This window comes from Variovorax sp. FW305-3-2-15-B-LB1 (assembly GCF_058787635.1).
The window spans coordinates 174,772-193,965 of record NZ_JBYSZY010000004.1 but is presented as its reverse complement, the minus strand read 5'-3'; the positions used below and the strand labels follow the sequence as shown (position 1 = coordinate 193,965).

At 68.1% G+C, this 19,194-nt stretch carries 18 protein-coding genes; 6 read left to right on the top strand and 12 right to left on the bottom strand.

What is annotated here, in order from left to right:
- Positions 1-20: 20 nt before the first annotated feature.
- The 6 genes from AC3WQR_RS04610 to AC3WQR_RS04585 are packed head-to-tail and all read right to left on the bottom strand — an operon-like array spanning position 21 to position 5,961.
- Positions 21-1,472 (bottom strand): aldehyde dehydrogenase, encoded by a 1,452-nt coding sequence (locus tag AC3WQR_RS04610; RefSeq protein ID WP_492741257.1) that lies wholly within the window; start codon positions 1,470-1,472, stop codon positions 21-23.
- A gap of 33 nt (positions 1,473-1,505) precedes the next feature.
- Positions 1,506-2,216, bottom strand: coding sequence for an ABC transporter ATP-binding protein (locus AC3WQR_RS04605; protein ID WP_492741256.1), 711 nt, complete (start codon positions 2,214-2,216; stop codon positions 1,506-1,508).
- Entirely contained in the window at positions 2,213-2,962 is a 750-nt protein-coding gene (locus tag AC3WQR_RS04600) for an ABC transporter ATP-binding protein (RefSeq protein ID WP_492741255.1), read from the bottom strand. The genes AC3WQR_RS04605 and AC3WQR_RS04600 overlap by 4 nt, the downstream gene beginning before the upstream one ends.
- Positions 2,959-3,891, bottom strand: coding sequence for a branched-chain amino acid ABC transporter permease (locus tag AC3WQR_RS04595; protein ID WP_492741254.1), 933 nt, complete (start codon positions 3,889-3,891; stop codon positions 2,959-2,961). The genes AC3WQR_RS04600 and AC3WQR_RS04595 overlap by 4 nt, the downstream gene beginning before the upstream one ends.
- On the bottom strand, positions 3,888-4,766 hold the full coding sequence (locus AC3WQR_RS04590) for a branched-chain amino acid ABC transporter permease (RefSeq protein WP_062478682.1): 879 nt from the start codon (positions 4,764-4,766) through the stop codon (positions 3,888-3,890). The genes AC3WQR_RS04595 and AC3WQR_RS04590 overlap by 4 nt, the downstream gene beginning before the upstream one ends.
- A gap of 4 nt (positions 4,767-4,770) precedes the next feature.
- A complete protein-coding gene (locus tag AC3WQR_RS04585; RefSeq protein ID WP_492741253.1) occupies positions 4,771-5,961 on the bottom strand; it encodes an amino acid ABC transporter substrate-binding protein in 1,191 nt (396 codons plus the stop codon).
- Positions 5,962-6,173: 212 nt separating this feature from the next.
- Here AC3WQR_RS04585 and AC3WQR_RS04580 point away from each other — a divergent pair, with 212 nt between their 5' ends.
- From AC3WQR_RS04580 to AC3WQR_RS04555, 6 genes are all read left to right on the top strand, one after another.
- On the top strand, positions 6,174-7,130 hold the full coding sequence (locus AC3WQR_RS04580; RefSeq protein ID WP_492741252.1) for an AraC-like ligand-binding domain-containing protein: 957 nt from the start codon (positions 6,174-6,176) through the stop codon (positions 7,128-7,130).
- Between the two features lie 183 nt (positions 7,131-7,313).
- Entirely contained in the window at positions 7,314-9,065 is a 1,752-nt protein-coding gene (locus AC3WQR_RS04575; RefSeq protein WP_492741251.1) for a hypothetical protein, read from the top strand.
- Between the two features lie 598 nt (positions 9,066-9,663).
- On the top strand, positions 9,664-10,389 hold the full coding sequence (locus AC3WQR_RS04570) for a hypothetical protein (RefSeq protein WP_095949419.1): 726 nt from the start codon (positions 9,664-9,666) through the stop codon (positions 10,387-10,389).
- 49 nt (positions 10,390-10,438) lie between these two features.
- Positions 10,439-10,915: a hypothetical protein gene (locus AC3WQR_RS04565; protein WP_062478668.1), complete on the top strand. Its 477-nt coding sequence runs from the start codon at positions 10,439-10,441 to the stop codon at positions 10,913-10,915.
- Between the two features lie 92 nt (positions 10,916-11,007).
- Positions 11,008-11,616: a flavin reductase family protein gene (locus tag AC3WQR_RS04560; RefSeq protein ID WP_492741250.1), complete on the top strand. Its 609-nt coding sequence runs from the start codon at positions 11,008-11,010 to the stop codon at positions 11,614-11,616.
- A gap of 5 nt (positions 11,617-11,621) precedes the next feature.
- Positions 11,622-12,044: a hypothetical protein gene (locus AC3WQR_RS04555; RefSeq protein WP_492741249.1), complete on the top strand. Its 423-nt coding sequence runs from the start codon at positions 11,622-11,624 to the stop codon at positions 12,042-12,044.
- On the opposite strand, the gene AC3WQR_RS04550 is transcribed toward AC3WQR_RS04555, so the two are convergent.
- Genes AC3WQR_RS04550 through AC3WQR_RS04525 form a run of 6 tightly spaced genes read right to left on the bottom strand, consistent with a single transcriptional unit; the run spans position 12,025 to position 19,149 of the window.
- Complete coding sequence (locus AC3WQR_RS04550) at positions 12,025-12,585, bottom strand: methyltransferase family protein (protein ID WP_492741248.1); 561 nt, start codon at positions 12,583-12,585, stop codon at positions 12,025-12,027. The two genes, AC3WQR_RS04555 and AC3WQR_RS04550, sit on opposite strands and share 20 nt — an antisense overlap.
- 29 nt (positions 12,586-12,614) lie before the next feature.
- Positions 12,615-13,373, bottom strand: a complete 759-nt coding sequence (locus AC3WQR_RS04545; RefSeq protein WP_492741247.1) for an SDR family NAD(P)-dependent oxidoreductase — start codon at positions 13,371-13,373, stop codon at positions 12,615-12,617.
- Positions 13,374-13,384: 11 nt separating this feature from the next.
- Positions 13,385-15,433, bottom strand: a complete 2,049-nt coding sequence (gene paaZ, locus AC3WQR_RS04540; protein WP_492741246.1) for a phenylacetic acid degradation bifunctional protein PaaZ — start codon at positions 15,431-15,433, stop codon at positions 13,385-13,387.
- A 58-nt stretch (positions 15,434-15,491) separates the two neighbouring features.
- Positions 15,492-16,223: an ABC transporter ATP-binding protein gene (locus AC3WQR_RS04535; protein WP_492741245.1), complete on the bottom strand. Its 732-nt coding sequence runs from the start codon at positions 16,221-16,223 to the stop codon at positions 15,492-15,494.
- The gene (locus tag AC3WQR_RS04530) at positions 16,220-18,124 is read right to left on the bottom strand and encodes a branched-chain amino acid ABC transporter ATP-binding protein/permease (RefSeq protein ID WP_492741244.1); all 1,905 of its coding nucleotides are present in this window, start codon (positions 18,122-18,124) and stop codon (positions 16,220-16,222) included. Before AC3WQR_RS04530 ends, AC3WQR_RS04535 begins: the two co-directional genes overlap by 4 nt.
- Positions 18,121-19,149, bottom strand: coding sequence for a branched-chain amino acid ABC transporter permease (locus tag AC3WQR_RS04525; protein ID WP_062478648.1), 1,029 nt, complete (start codon positions 19,147-19,149; stop codon positions 18,121-18,123). Before AC3WQR_RS04525 ends, AC3WQR_RS04530 begins: the two co-directional genes overlap by 4 nt.
- Between the last annotated feature and the right edge of the window lie 45 nt (positions 19,150-19,194).

The following is a 19,194-nucleotide window of genomic DNA, read 5'->3' as shown; positions in this document are numbered from 1 at the left end:
GCGCCCTGCCGCTCCCTTGTTCAGAACGGATAGTGCCGAGGCGTCGTCTGCACCGTGATCCACCGCAGCTCCGTGAACGCTTCGACGCCGGCCCGCCCACCGAACCGCCCGTACCCTGACGACTTGACACCGCCAAACGGCATCTGCGCCTCGTCGTGCACCGTCGGCCCGTTGACGTGGCAGATCCCCGCCTCGATGCGCTGCGCCACGTTCCATGCACGCGCCACGTCGCGGCCGAACACCGCTGACGACAGGCCGAACTCGTTGTCGTTGGCGATGGTCACGGCTTCCTCCACGCCGTTGACGCGCACCACGGCCTTCACTGGACCGAAGGATTCCTCGCGGTAGATCTCCATCGCCGGCGTCACATGGTCGAGCACGGTCGCCGGCATCAGCGTGTTCTCGGCTTTGCCTCCGCACACCAGCGTCGCGCCCTTGGCCAGCGCATCATCGATGAGCGCGTTGCAGCGCTTCACCGTGCTCATGTCGACCACCGAGCCGAGCACCACCGGGCCTTCACGCGGATCGCCCAGAGGCAACGCCCGCGCGCGCGCCGCGAACTTAGAGACGAACTCGTCGGCCACCGCGTTGTCGACCACGATGCGTTCGGTTGACATGCAGATCTGCCCCGAGTTGGCGAACGAGCCGAAGATGGCAGCGTTCACCGCCGCGTCGACGTCTGCGTCGTCGAGCACCACGAAGGGCGCCTTGCCGCCGAGTTCGAGCACGGCGGGTTTCAGGTAGGTGGCGCAGGTCTGCGCGATGAGGCGGCCCACGCGCGTGGAGCCGGTGAAGTTGACGCGCCGCACCGCCGGGTGCGCGACCATGGCTTCGACCACGGCGCCCGCGTCGGCGGGCGCGTTGGTGACGAAGTTGACCGTGCCCTTGGGCAGGCCGGCCTCGGCCAGCGCTTCGATGATGAGCGCGTGCGTCTCGGGGCACAGCTCGGAGCCCTTGAGCACGACGGTGTTGCCGCAGGCCAGCGGCGTGGCGATGGCGCGCGTGGCCAGGATCACGGGGGCGTTCCAGGGCGCAATGCCCAGCACCACGCCGGCGGCCTGGCGCACGCCCATGGCAAGGCTGCCGGGCACGTCGGACGGGATGACCTCGCCCGCGATCTGCGTGGTGAGCGACGCGGCCTCGGTGAGGATGCCGGCCGCCAGGTGCACGTTGAAGCCGGCCCACAGCGCCGAGGCTCCGGTTTCGCGCGCCATGGCCTGCACGAAGGCGTCGGCGCGCGCTTCGAGTGCGTGCGCAGCCTTGAGCAGCAGGGCGCGGCGTTCGTTGGGGCCGGTCTGCGACCAGGTGGCGAAGGCGCGCTGCGCGGCGTCGACAGCGGCCACGGCGTCGGCCGGCGTGGCGGCGGGGGCGCGCGTGGCGATGCCGCCGTCCAGCGGGTTGCGGCGCTCGAAGGTGGCGCCGCCGGTGGCCGCGCGGCGTTCGCCGTCGATGAGCATGGAGATGTCGGTCATGGGTGTCCTTTGCAAGAAAGAGGAAGAGGGTGTTCAGGCCACGCCCAGGTAGGCCTGGCGCACGGCGTCGGAATGCAGCAGCGCCTGCGCTTCGCCCGAGGCGACGACGCGCCCGCGTTCGAGCACGTAGCCGCGGTCGGCGGCCTGCAAGGCCTTGCGCACGTTCTGCTCGACCATGAGCACGGTCACGCCCTGGTCGGCGATGCGGCGCACGATGGCGAGCAGCTCGTCGACCATGCGCGGCGCCAGGCCGAGCGAGGGCTCGTCGAGCATCAGCAGGCGCGGCCCGCTCATCAGGGCGCGCGCCACGGCGACCATCTGCTGCTCGCCGCCGCTCATGGTGCCGGCGAGCTGCGTGGCGCGTTCCTTCAGGCGCGGAAAGTCATCGAAGGCGCGCGCGAGCCGCTCGGCGCGCAGCCGCGCGGGGATGAGCCAGCCGCCGAGCTCGAGGTTCTCGGTGACGGTCATCTGCGGGAACAGCTGCCTACCTTCTGCCACCAGCGCGAGGCCACGCCGCACGCAGGCTGTGGCATCGGCGGACGGCAAGGCCGCACCGTCGAGCACCGCGTCGCCCGTGCGCGGCAGCAGCCCCGCGAGCGCCTTGAGCAGCGTGGTCTTGCCCGCGCCGTTGGGCCCGAGCACGACGGTGACGCCGGGCGTCACGTCGAGGTCCAGGCCCTGGATGACCTGGAAGCCGTGGTAGCCGGCCGAGAGGCCGCGCACGGTCATGAATGTGCCGCTCATGCCGTGGCCTCCATCTCGTCGCCCAGGTAGGCCTCGATCACCTCGGCATTGCGCACGACCTCGGCCGGCGTGCCGTCGGCGATCTTGCGGCCCTGGTGCAGCACCAGCACGCGCTCGACGTACTTCAGCAGCGTGGTCGCCGCGTGCTCGATCCACACGACGGCGAGGCCGTGGTCGTCGCGCAGGCGGCGGATGCGCCGCGCCATGGCATCGACCTCCGCCTCGGTGAGGCCGGCCGCCACTTCGTCGAGCAGCAGCACGCGCGGCCGGGTGCCGAGCGCCATGCCGATCTCGAGCAGCCGCTGCTGCGAGGGCGTGACGTCGGCCGCGATCTGCGTGGCGAGGCCGCCCAGGCCCAGCATGTCGAGGATCTCGCCGGTGCTGCCCAGGCCTGCGATGGGCGCGCGGCGGCGCCCCGCGAACTGCATGCCGAAGCGCACGTTGTCCTCGAGCGTCATGTCGGCCATCACGCGCGGTGTCTGGAAGGTGCGCGCGATGCCGTGGGCGGCGTACAGGTGCGGGCCGCGCCGCGTGAGGTCGACGTCGCCTTCCACCAGCAGCTGCCCCGAGGTCGGCATGACCACGCCCGAGATCGCGTTGAAGAAGGTCGTCTTGCCCGCGCCGTTGGGGCCGATGATGCCGACCAGCTCGCCCGCATGCAGCGTGGCACTCACCGTGTCGACGGCGGTGAGCCCGCCGAAGCGCACCGTGAGGTCGCGGGCTTCGAGAAGCGGCGTGGCCTTCATGGTGCGTGCCTCCGCAACGCCGCCGCCTTGCGCTGCCACAGCGACGCGAGGCCGTTGGGCAGGTACATCACGCACAGGATCAGCAGCAGCCCCAGCACCATCATGTAGCCGTAGGGCAGCTGCAGCCGCAGCGTCTCCGACAGCAGGCTGAACACGATGGCTGCGGCCACCGGTCCGCCGATGCTGACGGCCCCGCCGATCATCGCGATCAGCACGGTCTGGAAGCCGATGAAGGGGCTGAACACGGCGGCCGGCTCGATGTAGGTCCAGCGCACGGCCATCGCGGCGCCGACCGCGCCGGCGAAGGCGGCGGTGAGTGCGAAGCCGGCGATCTTCACGCGGCGCGTGTCCACGCCCAGCGTCTGCGCGCGCTGCTCGTCGGCGCCGATGCCGGCCAGCGCCAGGCCAAAGCGGCTGCGCTTGACCAGCAGGGCCGTTGCAATCGCAACTCCCGCAATCGCCAGCACAGTGAGGTACACCGTCTCGTTCGACGGCACCACCGTGAGCACGCGGCCCACGGTGCCCGAGACCTGCTTCTCGACGAAGGTGACGGCATGGCGGATCAGCTCGGTCATGCCGAAGGTCAGCACCGCGAAGTAGGTGCCGCGCAGGTGCAGCACGGCCGCGCCCATCAGCACCGCCACCGCGCTCGCGATGGCCGCGCCGCTCAGGATCACCAGCGGCCAGGGCAGCACCTCGAGCAGCGTCGCGCTCGCATACGCACCCAGGCCGAAGAAGGCCGAGGTGGCGAGCGACAGGTAGCGCGTGGCACCGCAGAACAGCGACCAGCTCGTGGCCAGCGCGATGTACATCAGGCAGCCGAGCGCGACAGACGCGATGAACTCGCTCGCGACCCACGGCACGGCGGCCGCCAGCACGAGGCCGATGCCAAGCACCCACCACGGTTTGTTTTGAAAGAGGGAAATCATCTTCTGGAGAACAGTCCGTTGGGCCGCCAGATCAGCACGCCGATGAACACGGCATACGACAGCAGCATCTTGAGCGAGGGGCTCGTGTAGTACATGCCCAGCGCTTCCACCACGCCCAGCAGCAGGCCGCCGACGAGGCTGCCCGCGATGCTGCCGAAGCCGCCGAGGGTGATGACGATCAGTGCCGTCACGGTGTAGGGCTCGCCCATCGAGGGCGAGATCTCGTAGGTCATCGACAGCAGCGCGCCCGCCACGCCCGACAGGCCCAGGCCGATGCCGAACATCAGCGGGTGCAGCCGCTTCGTGTTGATGCCCACGAGCTGCGCGCCGGTGGGCGACTGCATCAGCGCGCGCACTGCCTTGCCCAGCAGCGTGAGCTTGAGCAGCGCGATGAGCACGAGGCTCAGCGCCAGCGCCACGCCGAACAGCACCAGCTTGTTGGCCGTGAAGCGCATCTCGCCCAGCTGCACCGGTTCGGCCAGGTAGTCGTAGCCGCGCAGGTCGCCGCCCCACACGAGCAGGGCGGTGTTCTGCACGAAGAACATCAGGCCGAAGCCGACCATCAGGCTGCGCGCCTCGAACACGTCGACGTTCGGCGCGCGCGCCGCCACCTGCCGGAAGCACAACCAGTGCACCGCCATGCCCAATGCCATCAGCAGCACGAAAGCCACCGGCATGAACACCAGCGGCGAGATGCCCAGCGCCGTGTGCGCCCACCAGGTGAGAAAGGCACCGAGCATCAAAAACTCGCCGTGCGAGATGTTCATGATGCGCATCAGCCCGTACTGCAGGTTCAGTCCGATGGCCACCAGCGCATAGATGCCGCCCGTGATCAATCCGCCGGCCAGGAGCTCGGCCCATCCAGAGAACGACACGCTGTTATTTCCAGGCCGGCTTCGGCATCAGTTGCGCGGTGGCGCGGTCTTTGGGCCACACCACTTCGAAATCGCCGCCCTGCCACTGCGACACGGTGCCGGGGATCGACGCGTTCTCGCTGCCCTCGAAGCGGATCGGCCCCAGGATGGTCTTGAACTCGTTCTTGGCGATCTGCTCGCGCAGCGCCTTGCGGTCCAGGCCCACTTTCTCCACCGCCTGCTGCAGGATCTGCAGGCCGGCCCACGCGTGGCCGCTGGCCCAGCGGTCGGGCTCCTTGCCGAACTTCTTCGTGTGCGCGTCGAAGTAGGCCTTGGCCTCGGGGCTGGTCTTGCCGTTCCACGAGCCCATGCCGATCACGCCCTCGGTGTTGGCGGCCATCACGTTCTTGTAGAGCTGGAAGGCGGTGCCCACCGAGGCGTAGAAGTACTTCGGGTTGAAGCCCACCTCGCGCGCCTGCCGGCTCGCCAGGATGGTGTCCGGCGGGTAGGTGATGCCGATGAAGGCGTCGGGGTTCAGGTCCTTCATGGTGCGCAGCACGGGCGCGAGGTCTTTCACGCCCAGCGGGTAGCTCTTGCGGTCGAGCACCTGGATCTGCGTCTTCTTCAGCGCGTTGTTCAGCGCCGCGAAGTTCTCCAGGCCGAACAGGTCGTCCATGTAGACGATGGTGATCGTCTTCACGTTCTGCGCCACCAGCATGTCGACCAGCGAGCCCATCATCTTGTCGGGCTGTTGCAGCAGCGAGAAGAAGAAGGGCAGGCGCATGTCGATGAGCTTGCGCGACAGGGCCGTGGGCGCGAGCAGCGGGTAGCCGAAGCGGTTGGCCAGCGGCGCGACCGCGAAGTTGGCACCCGACCCCCAGGGCGGCAGCACGAGGTCGACCTTGTCGCTGCCCATGAGCTTTTCAAACGTGCGCACGCAGGTCTCGGTCTCGCTGCGGTCGTCGTAGCCGATGAGCTCGATGGGCCGCTTCGTGCCCTTCACCGACAGGCCGCCCGCGGCGTTGACCTGCTCGGCCCACAGCAGGTAGTTGGGTTCCTGGCTCACTTGCGCGCCCGCGGCCCAGGGGCCGGTGCGGGCGATGGCGTAGCCGATGCGAACGGGCGCGCCTTGCGCGAACAGCTGCGGCGCGACGGCGGCCGCGCCCAGCGCAGTAGCCGTGCCCTGAATCCAGTGGCGGCGAGTCGGGTGAAGCATGAGGGTCTCCTTCCGGGCGTCGGTATGCGCCCGCTGACCGGGATCGTAGAAACGCACGCCCTTTGCCGCTGTGCCTGCCGCGCACAAAGCACTTGACGCAGCGTGCAGGCGCCTAGTGGTTAACCCGCAAAGGCGAGGGCTTTGCGGGCACTCCACAATGCGCGGCATCCCGCTGCCGTGTTGCAATCTTTCGTCTTCACTGCTTTCGCCCCATGACCGCGTCCCTGCTCCTGTCCACCGACGCCATCCCGCCGAAGGAACGCGGGCCACTGTGGTGCGAGTGGGTGTGGCGCCACTTCGGCGGCCTCGGCTCCGACCTGTATGGCGACAGCGATTTCGACGGCCACCTGGCGTCCTCGCACGCGGGCGACGTGATCCTCACGCGGCTGGAGGCCAACCGGCATCGCGTGTTGCGAACCCCGCAGATGGCGCGCCTGAGCGATGCGCCCTACCTGAAGATCGTCGCGCCCTGGCAGGGCTCGGCCGAGGTCACGCAGCGCGGGCGCGCGGCGGCGGTGCGCGCGGGCGGCTGGACGCTGTACGACACCACGCTCGACTACACCGTGGCCAACCCCGAGCGCAGCGACCACCTCATCGTGATGCTGCCGAAAGACCAGATCGCCTCGCCCGCGCTGCCGCTGGGCGACCTCGTGGCGCGGCGCATCGGCGGCGACAGCGGCATCTCGCGCGTGGCGCTGGAGACCATGCGCAACACCTACCTGGAGCTGCCTCACATGAGCGAGGCCGCCGCGCGCGGCGCGGGCGAGCTGCTGATCCAGCTGGTGCGCCTGTCGCTCATGGAGCTGGCGGGCCGCAGCACCGCCCAGACCCAGCGCGAGGCGCTCAAAGACCGCATCCACCGCCACGTGGCGCAGAACCTGCGCGACCCGGCGCTGTCGATCGACGGCATGGCGCTGGCCCTGCGTTGCAGCAAGCGCCTGCTGCACCAGGCCTTCGCGGGCGACGACGACACGCTCACCGGCTACATCCAGCACCAGCGGCTGGCGGCCAGCATCCGCGACCTGATCGATCCCGCGAACGCCGCGCGCTCGATCACCGACATCGCCTTGGGCGCGGGCTTCGGCAACCTCTCGCACTTCAGCCGCGTGTTCCGCGCGCACACGGGCGGCAGCCCGAGCGAGTTCAGGCGGCAGGCGACGACGCGCTAGCGGCCTTGCGGGCCAAGAAATCCCCCAAACGTGGGATGTTCCTCTACACATGTGCGCCCGAAGAATGCCGGACTTCCGCGCCCCTTCGCTTGTGCCGGATCTGCGGCGGGCGCTCGAACGGCCGACGGACAGCGGCAACGAATCTGCTCCTGCACGGAGTCAAAAACCTGAACAGAAAGAACCATGAATACGTTGAAATCCGTCGGCTTTTCATTGCTTGTTGCTGCGTCGTTCACGGCCTGGGGCGCCAGTCCGTTCTTTTATCCACGCACGCCCGATGTCTCCCGCTTTGCCACGCCTCCTTCCTGGTTGCTCAATGCCAAGGGAGATGACGGCTACGTGATGGTCACGGCGGAAACTGATCTGCCACAAGACAAAGGCTGTGTCGCGCTCGGCGATGCGGGATGGTTGAAGACCTTCTTCAAGAAGGAGATACAACTGTCGACCTCTATCGTCATTGATGGTCTCGATGCACCGCAAAGTGGCCGCGAGACGATGCTCCTGACACTGGACGGCAGAAAAAACGCGGGCGGATGCGTTCTTGCCAGTACCGCGCAACAACTCGTTGTGCCCTTGACGCCGACAAGAAAGATTGGTCCTGGCGATCCGGGCGACCTGAAGTTCACTGTGCTCGTTCGGTCCACAACCGAGTCCAAGGCAAATCTCGTTGCTCCGGCGCAATCGATGTTGGCCGTGGCGGCGGTCTTTGCGACCGGAGGCGCCGCAACGACCGTGTCTGGCCTTTCCACGGCATTGACCAAACCGGCGTTCGATCGAGCGGAGAAGTTCATAGACCTTCAGTTTGGCAACACCCTGCCTTCACAGAAGACCGCGTCACTTACTTGGAGGGACCACATCTACACTGGTGTCCAAACAGTTCAAGTGCCGGTTTACATCGGAGAGGCCAAAGGTGGACAGACGGCTTCGCAGGCCAGCGAAGCCTTGCAGAAACTTGCCCCCGAAGAAGCCAAAAAAGCGTTCACGGTTCGACTCCAATTCCGGTACTACAAATCGGTGTTTGATCCCACGCTGACGGCCGAGTCGGCGGTCCCGTCAATCGATACAGTGGGATCCGCCGATGTGCTCGCCTATCCGAATCGCCCGGAGCAGCTGACCTTGCTCCAGATCTTGATGGGTGGAGGCGCCCCATCCAACTTGCTTCAAAGATTGGGGACCTCTTCGGGTGGTGAACTCGCAGAGGCTTGTTCCGACGTGCTTCAAGTCCTGTCCAAAGCCGGACTGAACAAGCTGGATCGTGCGATCACCCTGAAATCTTTTCTCGACGTTGCGAACAAGGGCGTCGATTGGTACGGCAACGCCAAATATGAGAGCTGCTTTGCGAAGCACCAGGACATCAGGCAAATAGTTCGTCAGGTGTATGGCAACGAACCCAGCGTCAAGTTCGTCAGTCTCGAAGCTCAGTCGCTGCCTGGGGTAGCGTCGGCCAGCCAGCGGATGTGGGAAGAGAGCGTTCCGCTCTTGAGCCGTGTTCAGCGTGCATTGCGTGCCGAAGTCAGCCGAGAAGAGCTGATGATGACGGTGACCGCAAATGATGACATTGCACTCAGCATCAGCTCCGCCGGCTGGCCCGTGCTTGCGCCTGCGGCTAATGGTTCGGATACAGCCGCGCCGATTGCCAGGAAAAGCCCCGGAATCCAGAGGTTGGTGGCGAAGCAGATCAAGTCGGCCGGTTGCTTCATGGCCGGCGCTGATCCCGCGAAGGAGAACGCGATGCTCTTGCTCGACGAGCAAGATGAGGTTTGGCTCGCAAAATTCGGGTATGGGACAGGTGAAGGTCGAAAAATCCAGAGTGTCGATTTGTCGAAGCTCAAAAGCACGTCAGATTGGAGCAATCACGTTTCGGAACTAAAGAAGCGCGCGCTCTTCCCTGAGGGTGGGGAGTGCAACTCGAAAATTCTGCCGAAGACTGTCTAGGTCGATTCACCGAATAACGAAGACTTGACCGATGGTCGATAAGTGCCCAATCCGCCGACCGTCGACTGTTTTGAGGTGCGTTCTCCGGATTCACTGCGTCATCCACACTGCACGGCGCATACACCTTGGCGAGCACGTCGCGCGCACCGTCCTTACCGTGCGCCAGCGATAGGCGGGCGCCGCGCACCCGAATCTAGGCCGAGAAGTCGCACGGAGCCTCGGCCTGGCGATGTTCAAGCTGCCGGTGGCCGTGCCGCCCGAGCAGGTGCTGCAGGCCTGGCATCCACGCGACGACGTGGGCCCGGCGCACCGTTGTCTCCGCGATGTGCAGGCCCCGATGCGCGGGCGCGCGTTGGCGGCACACCGCGCGCCGCTTGCAGAGTTGCCATGAATGCTTAAGCAGCGCTTGTGTAGAAGCGGGTATCAAACTTAAATCTTCTTGGTTAACTGGTTTCGCAACGAGCGTTGCCGGCTCAAAAAAAAGATGCATTAACGCGTGCGCAGCCTCGGGAGCGACGCTTCCCGCTGGTATGGTCGTGCGCGCAATTCAGCTCCACGCCATCACGCCCGTTGTCGACGCATTGGGTACTTGCTTCACATGCCCCTTCGTCACGACCGCATCTTTCCGCGCTACGCGTTCTACTGTGTGCTGGCCGGCCTGGCCGCGATCTATGTCTTCTGCGCCATGGTGCTGGTGCCGGCAAAGATCTACATCCTTCCGTACCTCATCACGCCGGACTTCGTGCGCTACAAGGGCGCCTTCTTCGTGCTGGTGCTGGCGATCCCGGCCGCGATCTACCTGATCTGCTGGAAGGGCAGCGACTTCTTCGCGTGGCTGCGCACCCCGCAGGTGCTGACGCTGACCGCGCACGGCCTGCAGCTGGGCACGCAGACGGTTGCCTTTGCCGACGTGACGCGGCTGCGCCATCGCCACAACCGCAACCACCTGCTGCTCACCACCCGCGACGGCCAGACGCTGCGCCTTCGGCTCGACCTGTGGGACGACCCGTATGCGCTCGTCGCCGAAGTGGAAGAGGCCGTCGGCGAGGTGCTGCGCCACGACGTGGAGCGGCGCCTCCATGCCGGCGACACCGTGCCCTTCGGCGCGCTGGCCCTCAATGCCGAAGGGCTGGTGCACAAGGGCCAGCTCATCGCGTGGTCGAGCATAGACACCATCCGCACGCAGTCGGACGCCGAAGCGATGGACGTCGACGAGCACCTGCTCATCGTCGCCAACGGCAAGACCCGCAAGATCGATCGCTCGAAGATCGACAACGAGCCGGTGCTGATGAGCTGCCTCATGCAACGCCTGCCGTCGGCCTGACTCCCTCTTCTTTTTCTTTCTTCAATCTCCAAAGTACAGCGACTCCAAAATGGAAATCTACAGCTCCGCCAGCCAACAGGAAAAAACCCGCCAGGACCGCCCCGTCTTCTACTCCCGCACACGGCTGATCGCCGGTGCCACGCTCTGGGTGGTGGTCGCGGTCGTGCTCGCCGTGCTGTGCATCCGCGCGCAGGACAAGAACATCGGCATCCTCATTGCGGCGGGCTTCGGCCTGCTGGCCGCTTGGCTGGCCGTCAAGTGCATCCGTACGCTGGCCAACATCGCAACGCCCGCCTTCGTCATCGGCCGCCAGGGCCTGACCTTCGAGAACGGCCTGCTGCTGCCGTGGCACAACATCGTCGAGAACACCTGGGTCAACCAGGACTACATGGGCATTCCCATCGGCAAGCAGATCCAGATCAAGACCGATCTGCCCAAGCCGAAGGCCCGCGTGCTGCGCCGCGCGACGGCGCTGGAGATTTCGGGCGACGAGTACCTCGCGCTGTGCGACGCCTATGCGGCGTGACGGGCAACAACCGCGCGTTTGAGCCGCCAGGCGCCTGCTGGTAGGCTGGCGGGCCGCCATCCTCCGGGCTCGCTTTCGCGGGCCTCCCGCGCATGAACGCCTCTCACCGCCGGCCGGTTCCGCTGAACAAGGCCTACCGTCTCCTGAACCACGGACCCACCGTCCTCGTGAGCGCCGCGCACGATGGCCGGCGCAACATCATGGCCGCGGCCTGGGCCATGCCGCTGGACTTCGATCCGCCCAAGGTGGCCGTGGTGCTCGACAAGAGCACCTGGACGCGCGTGCTGCTCGAAGGCGCGGGCACCTTTGCGCTGCAGGTGCCCACGCGCGCGCAGCTCGACCTGACCGAGGCGCTGGGCAACAGCTCGGGCCGCGAGATCGCCGAGCGCGACGGCAGCGACAAGTTCGCCGCCTACGGCCTCTCGACCTTCGCGGGCGAGGTCACCGGCACGCCGCTGCTCGAAGGCTGCGCGGCCTGGCTCGAATGCCGGTTGCTGCCCGAGCCGCCGATCCAGCAGCGCTATGACCTGTTCCTGGGCGAGGTGATCGCGGCGCAGGCCGATGCGCGCGTGTTCTCGGAAGGCCGCTGGCATTTCGAGGGGCATGACGACCTGCGCACGCTGCACCACGTGGCGGGCGGGCACTTCATCGTCGACGGCGAGGCGGTCGATGCGAAGGCGCTGTCGCGCCTAGCGCCGTAGCCTGCATGCCGGACCTGAACCAGATCATCACCGTGGTCGGCTACAGCCTCATGGGCCTGCTGGCGGCCATGATGGGTTCGCTGGGCCTGGCGGCGCTGTGGACCTGGCGCGACTGGCCCGGCGCCGACCGCCTGACCGGCCTGGCCGCGCGGCTCGCGATCCTCACGTGGATGGTGGGTGGCGTGATGCTGATCGTCGGCGGGCTGGCGATGGCCGGGCTGGCGACCTGGGTCATCTTCTGGGCGTCCAAGCCGCTGCCGTCCACGGTGCTCGGTATCGCGGGCTACGTGGCCTCGCGGGCCGTGCTCGTGGGCATGGCGGTGCTGCTGGTGCGCAAGGGCTGCCTGGTGCTCTCCGCCTGGTGGGGCGCGAGGAAAGAAGAGGGCGCGCTCGAAGCGCCAGGCAGCGCTACAGCACGAAAGGAATGAAGCGTCGCGTGCCGCGCATGTACGCGCGGTAGTCGTCGCCGAAATGCGCGAGGCATTCCTTTTCGTCGCGCAGCGCCGTCAGGAAAAGGAACAGCGTGGCCGCGAGCACCAGCGCCAGCGTGAGCCAGGTGAACTGCTTGAGGAAGGCGCCCCAGGCCAGCAGCATCAGCGCCGTGTACATCGGGTGGCGGATGTAGCGGAAGGCGCCGGTGGTCACCAGCGCCGAGGTCTTTTCGAAACCGTACAGGGCCGGGTCGTCGTTGCGCGCCTCGCTCGGCTTGCCCTGCGCCTTGAGCAGCCGCACCGCGTGGATCGGCAGCCAGATCGACAGCGCCAGCAGCACGCATGAGAGCAGCTGCGTGAACGAGAGCGGATCGACATGCCACACCGGCAGGTTCAGCACGATCAGCACCAGCATGCATTCCCACGCGAAGAAGCGGTAGAAGCCGTGCGAGCCGGGCTGGCTCAGCGGCCCGCGCGACACGTACAGCAGCGCGGCCGTGCCGGCGACGAAAAGAAAGAGCTGGAACCAGAGGAGCATGGCGGCCGAATTTACACGGCCCGCAAGACTCAGCCGGAGATCGAAAACCCGCCGTCGACCGGGATGGCGGTGCCGGTCACGTAGTCGGAGGCGGCGCTGGCCAGGAACACGGCCGTGCCCGCGATGTCCGAAGGCTGGCCCCAGCGGCCGGCGGCGGCGCGCGTCTTCACGCGCTCGTACAGGCCCGGGATCTGGGTGCGCGCACCGTCGGTCAGCTCGGTCTCGAACCAGCCCGGAAGGATGGCGTTGACCTGGATCTGGTCGGCCGCCCACGAGAGCGCGGTCGACTTGGTGAGCTGCACGATGCCGGCCTTGCTCGCGGCGTAGGCCGGCGCGTAGGGCGCGCCGAAGATCGACATCATCGAGCCGATGTTGATGATCTTGCCGCCGCCCGCCTTCTTGAGATGCGGGTGCGCGGCGCGGCTGCACAGGAAGGCGCTGGTGAGGTTGGTGTCCATCACCTGGTGCCACTCGGCCAGCGCGAGCTGGTCGACCGGCTTGCGCACCGTGGTGCCGGCGTTGTTCACGAGGATGTCGAGCCGGCCGCAGCGCGCGGCGACCTCGTCGAAGGCCTGCTGCACCGAGGCTTCGTCGGTCACGTCGAGTGCGAGCGCGAAGCTGTCGCTGCCCAATGCCTTCAGCGATTCGACCGCGGCGGCCGACTTCTGCGCATTGCGCGCCGCAATGATGACGCGGGCGCCGGCCTTGGCGAGGCCCTGCGCCATGCCGAGGCCGATGCCGCCGTTGCCGCCGGTGACGAGCGCGACTTTTCCTGTGAGATCGAACATCAGGGGGAGCTTTAGGTGGTGGGTTTCTTGGAGACGAGCGTCAGGATATCGTAGCTCGCGACCAGTTCGCCCAGCTGGTTGGTCACCTCCACGTCCCAGGCCACCACGCCCTGGCCCTGGCCGCTCGCGTCCTTCTTGTTGCGGTCGATCTTGCGCTTGCAGGTCAGGCGCGCCTGGATGGTGTCGCCGATGCCCACGGGCTTGACGAAGCGCAGCGTGTCCAGGCCGTAGTTGGCCAGCACCGGGCCGGGCGAGGGCGACACGAACAGGCCCGCGGCCGCCGACAGCACGAAGTAGCCGTGCGCGATGCGCTTGCCGAAGGGCGAAGCCTTGGCCGCCTCTTCGTCGAAGTGCATGTAGAAGTAGTCGCCCGAGATGCCGCCGAAGGCGACGATGTCGGCCTCACCCACCGTGCGGCGGTGCGTGAGCAGCGAGTCGCCGATGCGCAGTTCCTCGAAGTAGCGGCGGAAGGGGTGCACCTCGCTCTCGCGCAGCGCGGCGCCGCGCACGTGCTCGCCGGTCACGGCCGCGAGCATGGTGGGCGAGCCCTGCAGCGCGGCGCGTTGCAGGTAGTGCTTCACGGCGCGCAGGCCGCCGAGCTCTTCGCCGCCGCCCGCGCGGCCCGGGCCGCCGTGCTTGAGCACCGGCAGCGGCGAGCCGTGGCCGGTCGATTCGGCGGCGGCTTCGCGGTCGAGCACCAGCAGGCGGCCGTGCCAGGCGGCGGCGACCGGGATGGCCTTGGCCGCGATGGCCGGGTCGCGCGTGACCAGCGTGCCCACGAGGCTGCCCTTGCCGCGCGCGGCCAGTGCCAGCGCTTCGTCGATGCCGTCGTAGGGCATGAGCGTGCTGACGGGGCCGAAGGCCTCGACGTCGTGCGCCGCATCGTGTTCGAGCGGCTTGCGGCTCAAGAGCAGCGTGGGCGCGAAGAACGCGCCTTCGCTCACGCCGTCGCCCACCGGCGCGAAGCCGTCGCGTTCGCCGTACACCAGCTCCGCGCCCTGCAGCAGCGTGGCGACGCGCTCGGCCACGTCGGCCTGCTGGTCGCGCGAGGCGAGGGCGCCCATGCGCACGTCTTCGCGCGACGGGTCGCCGATGACGGTCTTGGCCAGTCGTGCGCGCAGCTTCTCGGCCACCGCATCGAGGTGCTGGCGCGGCACGATCGCGCGGCGGATGGCGGTGCACTTCTGGCCGGCCTTGATGGTCATCTCGCGCGCCACCTCCTTCACGAAGAGGTCGAACTCCTCGTCGTCGGGCGTCACGTCGGGCGCGAGGATCGCGCAGTTGAGCGAGTCGGCCTCGGCGTTGAACGGGATCGACTGGCGCACCAGGTTCGCGTTCACGCGCAGCTTGGCGGCGGTGTCGGCCGAGCCGGTGAAGGTGACCACGTCGGGCCCTTCGAGGCGGTCGAGCAGGTCGCCGGTGCTGCCGATCACGAGTTGCAGGCTGCCCTCGGGCAGGATGCCCGACTGCACGATGAGCTTCATCAGCGCCTCGGTGAGGTAGCTGGTGGCCGTGGCCGGCTTGCCGATGCAGGGCATGCCCGCGAGGAAGCTGGGCGCGAACTTCTCGAGCAGGCCCCACACCGGGAAGTTGAAGGCGTTGATGTGCACCGCCACGCCGCCGCGCGGCACCAGGATGTGCGTGCCCGCGAAGCCGCCCTTCTTGCCCAGCGGGAAGGCCGGGCCTTCGTGCACGAGGTTGCCCGAAGGCAGCTCGTTGGTGCCGATGCTGGCGTAGGCGCTGAGCGTGCCGGCGCCGCCCTCGATGTCGATCCAGCCGTCGGCGCGCGTGGCGCCCGTGTGGGCCGACACGGCATACAGCGCTTCCTTGTTCGCGGCCAGGTACTTGGCCAGCGCCTTCAGGCGCTCGGCGCGCTGCTGGAAGTCGAGCTTCATGAGCGCGGGGATGCCGACGCGGCGCGCGTGCGCCAGCGCCTCGGCGAAGTCGATGGCCTCGGCGTGCGTGCTCGCGACGGCCTGGCCGTTGACGGCGCTGCGCAGCGATTGGGCGGCTTGCTGGCCGATCCAGCGGCCGGCGATGTAGCTTTGAAGGGTGGTCATGGCGCGTGTCCTTTGAAGAGGGAAGGCGCAGCGGCGCGGTGCGCGCGCTGCGCGGGGGTCATTTCTTGTTGCCGATGCCCAGGTAGGTATCGATGATTCGCTGGTCGTGCAGCAGATCTCCGGCATTGCCTTCGAGCGCCACGGCGCCCATCTCGAGCACGTAGGCGCGGTCGGCCACCTGCAGGGCGGCGCGGGCGTTCTGTTCCACCAGCAGCACCGACACGCCGTGCCTGCGCAGCTGCGACACCACGCGCAGCACCTCGCGCACCACCAGCGGGGCCAGGCCGAGCGAAGGCTCGTCGAGCATCAGCAGGCGCGGGCGCGCCATGAGCGCGCGGCCGATGGCCAGCATCTGGCGCTCGCCGCCGGAGAGCGTGGAGGCCATCTGCGGACGGCGCTCCTTCAGGCGCGGAAAGATCTCGAAGATCTCGTCCATGCGCGCGCGCTGGTCGCGCTGGCCCTTGCGCCACTGGTAGAAGCCGCCGAGCAGCAGGTTGTCTTCGACCGACATCTCGCCGAACAGCTCGCGCCGCTCGGGCACCAGCGCCACGCCGCGCGCCACCATGGTCTCGACGCCGGGGCGTGCGATGCGCTCGCCGTCCAGCGACAGCTTGCCGGTCGACTGCAGCAGGCCCATGGCCGCGCACAGCAGCGTGGTCTTGCCGGCGCCGTTGGGGCCGATCACGGTGACGATCTCGCCCTCGTTCACGTGCAGGCGCACGCTGTGCACCGCCTCGACGGTGCGGTAGGCGACGCAGAAGTCTTCCAGTTGAAGGATCGGATGGCTCATCGTGCGTCTTCCAGCAGTTCGTCGTCGGCGCCGCCCAGGTAGGCCTCGAGCACGCGCGGGTTGGCCTGCACTTCGGCTGGCGTGCCGGTGGCGATCACGGTGCCGAACTCGAGCACGGTGATGCGGTCGGCGAGGTTCATCACGAACTCCATGTCGTGCTCCACCACGAGGATGCCCAGGCCTTCGGCGCGCAGCTGGCCCAGCAGCTCGGAGAGCGCGCGCTTTTCCAGGTGGCGCAGGCCGGCGGCGGGTTCGTCCAGCAGCAGCACCGAGGGCTGGCCGGCGAGCGCGCGGGCGATCTCGACCACACGCTGTTGCCCCAGCGAGAGCGAGGCGGCCGGCGTGTCGGCGTGCGCGCCGAGGCCGCAGCGCTCGATCTGCTTGCGGGCTTCGGCCATCAGTGCAGCTTCTTCGGCGCGGTCCAATCGCAGCATGGCGGCGAGCCAGCCGCGTTTGGCGCGCAGGTGCGCACCGAGCGCCACGTTCTCGACCACGCTGCGCTGACCCAGCAGTCGCACGTGCTGGAAGGTGCGGCCCAGGCCGCGCGCCGCGAAGGCGCGCGAGGGGCGGCCCGACATGGCATCGCCTTCGAGCCGCACTTGGCCCGAGCTGGGGTCGTCCACGCCCGAGATCATGTTGAAGAAGGTGCTCTTGCCCGCGCCGTTCGGTCCGATCAGCGCGTGGATCTCGCCGGCCTTCAGCGTCATCGAGATGTCGTTGTTGGCGATGAGGCCGCCGAAGCGCTTGCTGACCGCGTCGGCCTGCAAGAGCATCGTGCCTGCCGCCGGCAGCACGCGCTGCGCGAGCTGCGCCGCCGGGGCCGTGGCCGAACCGGCTGCGGGCGCCTTGGCCACCGGCCGCACCCAGCGGCTCACGAGCCGCGCCAGCGTGGGCCACAGGCCGTCGGCAAAGCGCTGCAGCACGAACAGCATCAGCAGGCCGAACACCACCACCTCGAAGTTGCCGCTGGTGCCCAGCAGCGCGGGCAGGATGTCCTGCAGCTTTTCTTTCAGCAGCGTGATCAGCGTGGCGCCGAGCACCGCGCCCCACAGGTGGCCCGCGCCGCCGACCACCGCCATGAACAGCATCTCGATGCCGATGTTCAGGTTGAAGGGCGTCGGGTTCACGAAGCGCTGCATGTGCGCGTAGAGCCAGCCCGACACGGCCGCCAGCAGCGCGGCCAGCACGAACAGCTTGATGCGGTGGCGCGCCGTATCGACGCCCATCGACTCGGCCATGAGCCGGCCGCCCTTGAGCGCGCGGATGGCGCGGCCTTCGCGCGAGTCGAGCAGGTTGTGCAGCGCCCACAGCGCCAGCAGCAGCACGGCCCAGATCACCACGCCGAGCGCGCGCGGCGAGGCCAGCGAGACGCCTGCGACCACCAGCGGCGGCACGCCCGTGATGCCGGTCTGGCCGCCCAGGAACTCCATGTTGCCGAGCAGGAAGTACAGGCTCAGGCCCCAGGCGATGGTGCACAGCGGCAGGTAGTGGCCCGACAGCTTGAGCGTGACCGCACCGAGCGCCCAGGCCAGTGCGAAGGTCAGCACCAGACCGAGCAGCAGGCCGAGCCACGGCACCAGCGCCGAACCGGCGATGCCGCCGAGCCAGCCCGCGGCCGTGGGCGAGGTGCAGATCCACGCCGTGGCATAGGCACCCATGCCGACGAACGCGGCCTGGCCGAAGGAGGTCATGCCGCCCACGCCGGTCAGCATGACCAGCCCGGCGGCCACCAGCGCGTACAGGCCGATGTTGCTGAGCACCGCGACGGTGAAGTCGGGCAGCCAGCCCCAGGCCAGCGCGAGCGCCACGATGCACGCCAGCGTGAGGGTGCGCGGCGTGACCAGCGGACGGCCCGCGTGCGCGGCGGTGGCGGGCGAAGATGAAGTCGACGGCGCGCTCATTCCTCGTCCTCCACGTGGTGGCTGCGCAGCGAACGCCACCACAGCACCGGAATGATCAAAGTGAACACCAGCACTTCCTTGTACGCGCTGGCCCAGAACGAAGAGAAGGCCTCCAGCAGGCCGACCAGCAACGCGCCCGCGAGCGCCAGCGGGTAGCTCGCGAGCCCGCCGACGATGGCGGCCACGAAGCCCTTCAGGCCGATGAGAAAACCGGTGTCGTAGTAGACCGTGGTGATCGGTGCGATCAGCAGACCCGACACCGCGCCGATGAGCGCCGCGAGCGCAAAGCTCAGGTCGCCCGACAGCTCGGTGGGAATGCCCGAGAGCCGCGCGCCCACGCGGTTGATGGCCGTGGCGCGCAGCGCCTTGCCGACCATGGAGCGGCCGAAGAACCAGAACATGGCGATCACCAGCAGCAGCGTGACGCCCACCACCACGAGCGACTGGCCGCTCACGGGGATGCCGCCGATGTCGAAGCGCACGTCCGAGAACGGCGTGGTGCGCGAACCTTCGGCACCGAAGAAGAACAGGCCCAGGCCGACCAGCACGCCGTGCAGCGCGACCGAGACGATCAGCAGCATCAGCACCGTGGCGTCGGCCAGCGGGCGGTAGGCCAGGCGGTACAGCAGCGGGCCCAGCGGCGCGATCAGCACCAGCGTGGTCACCGCCTGCATCGTCATCGACGTGGGCTTGAGGCCCAGCACCAGCACCGCGGCGATGGCCGGGAAGGCGACGCACCAGGTGAAGGCCGAGCGCCAGTCGATGGTCGCGCCGCGCTTCCAGCGCCACACCTCCACGGCCAGCGCCATGACGCCCAGCGCCACCAGCAGCCACAGCGTGGCCGGCGTGCGCCCGCCCTGCAGCGCCGCCATGGAGAGCGCACCGAAGGCGACGAACTCGCCCTGCGGAATGAAGATCACGCGCGTGACCGAAAACACCAGCACCAGCGCGAGCGCCATCAGTCCGTAGACCGCGCCGTTCACGATGCCGTCCTGCCCCAGCAACAGGGCAATCTGCAAGTCCATATGAAAACCTTCGGGCGGGGCCCGTGATTCAGATCAAGAACACCG

Coding starts and splice junctions, on each gene's coding strand:
- paaZ (WP_492741246.1), bottom strand. CDS start 15,433: ATGACCACCCTTCAAAGCTACATCGCCGGCCGCTGGATCGGCCAGCAA.
- AC3WQR_RS04565 (WP_062478668.1), top strand. CDS start 10,439: ATGGAAATCTACAGCTCCGCCAGCCAACAGGAAAAAACCCGCCAGGAC.
- AC3WQR_RS04560 (WP_492741250.1), top strand. CDS start 11,008: ATGAACGCCTCTCACCGCCGGCCGGTTCCGCTGAACAAGGCCTACCGT.
- AC3WQR_RS04550 (WP_492741248.1), bottom strand. CDS start 12,585: ATGCTCCTCTGGTTCCAGCTCTTTCTTTTCGTCGCCGGCACGGCCGCG.
- AC3WQR_RS04555 (WP_492741249.1), top strand. CDS start 11,622: ATGCCGGACCTGAACCAGATCATCACCGTGGTCGGCTACAGCCTCATG.
- AC3WQR_RS04580 (WP_492741252.1), top strand. CDS start 6,174: ATGACCGCGTCCCTGCTCCTGTCCACCGACGCCATCCCGCCGAAGGAA.
- AC3WQR_RS04570 (WP_095949419.1), top strand. CDS start 9,664: ATGCCCCTTCGTCACGACCGCATCTTTCCGCGCTACGCGTTCTACTGT.
- AC3WQR_RS04610 (WP_492741257.1), bottom strand. CDS start 1,472: ATGACCGACATCTCCATGCTCATCGACGGCGAACGCCGCGCGGCCACC.
- AC3WQR_RS04600 (WP_492741255.1), bottom strand. CDS start 2,962: ATGAAGGCCACGCCGCTTCTCGAAGCCCGCGACCTCACGGTGCGCTTC.
- AC3WQR_RS04545 (WP_492741247.1), bottom strand. CDS start 13,373: ATGTTCGATCTCACAGGAAAAGTCGCGCTCGTCACCGGCGGCAACGGC.
- AC3WQR_RS04535 (WP_492741245.1), bottom strand. CDS start 16,223: ATGAGCCATCCGATCCTTCAACTGGAAGACTTCTGCGTCGCCTACCGC.
- AC3WQR_RS04595 (WP_492741254.1), bottom strand. CDS start 3,891: ATGATTTCCCTCTTTCAAAACAAACCGTGGTGGGTGCTTGGCATCGGC.
- AC3WQR_RS04525 (WP_062478648.1), bottom strand. CDS start 19,149: ATGGACTTGCAGATTGCCCTGTTGCTGGGGCAGGACGGCATCGTGAAC.
- AC3WQR_RS04575 (WP_492741251.1), top strand. CDS start 7,314: ATGAATACGTTGAAATCCGTCGGCTTTTCATTGCTTGTTGCTGCGTCG.
- AC3WQR_RS04530 (WP_492741244.1), bottom strand. CDS start 18,124: ATGAGCGCGCCGTCGACTTCATCTTCGCCCGCCACCGCCGCGCACGCG.
- AC3WQR_RS04585 (WP_492741253.1), bottom strand. CDS start 5,961: ATGCTTCACCCGACTCGCCGCCACTGGATTCAGGGCACGGCTACTGCG.
- AC3WQR_RS04605 (WP_492741256.1), bottom strand. CDS start 2,216: ATGAGCGGCACATTCATGACCGTGCGCGGCCTCTCGGCCGGCTACCAC.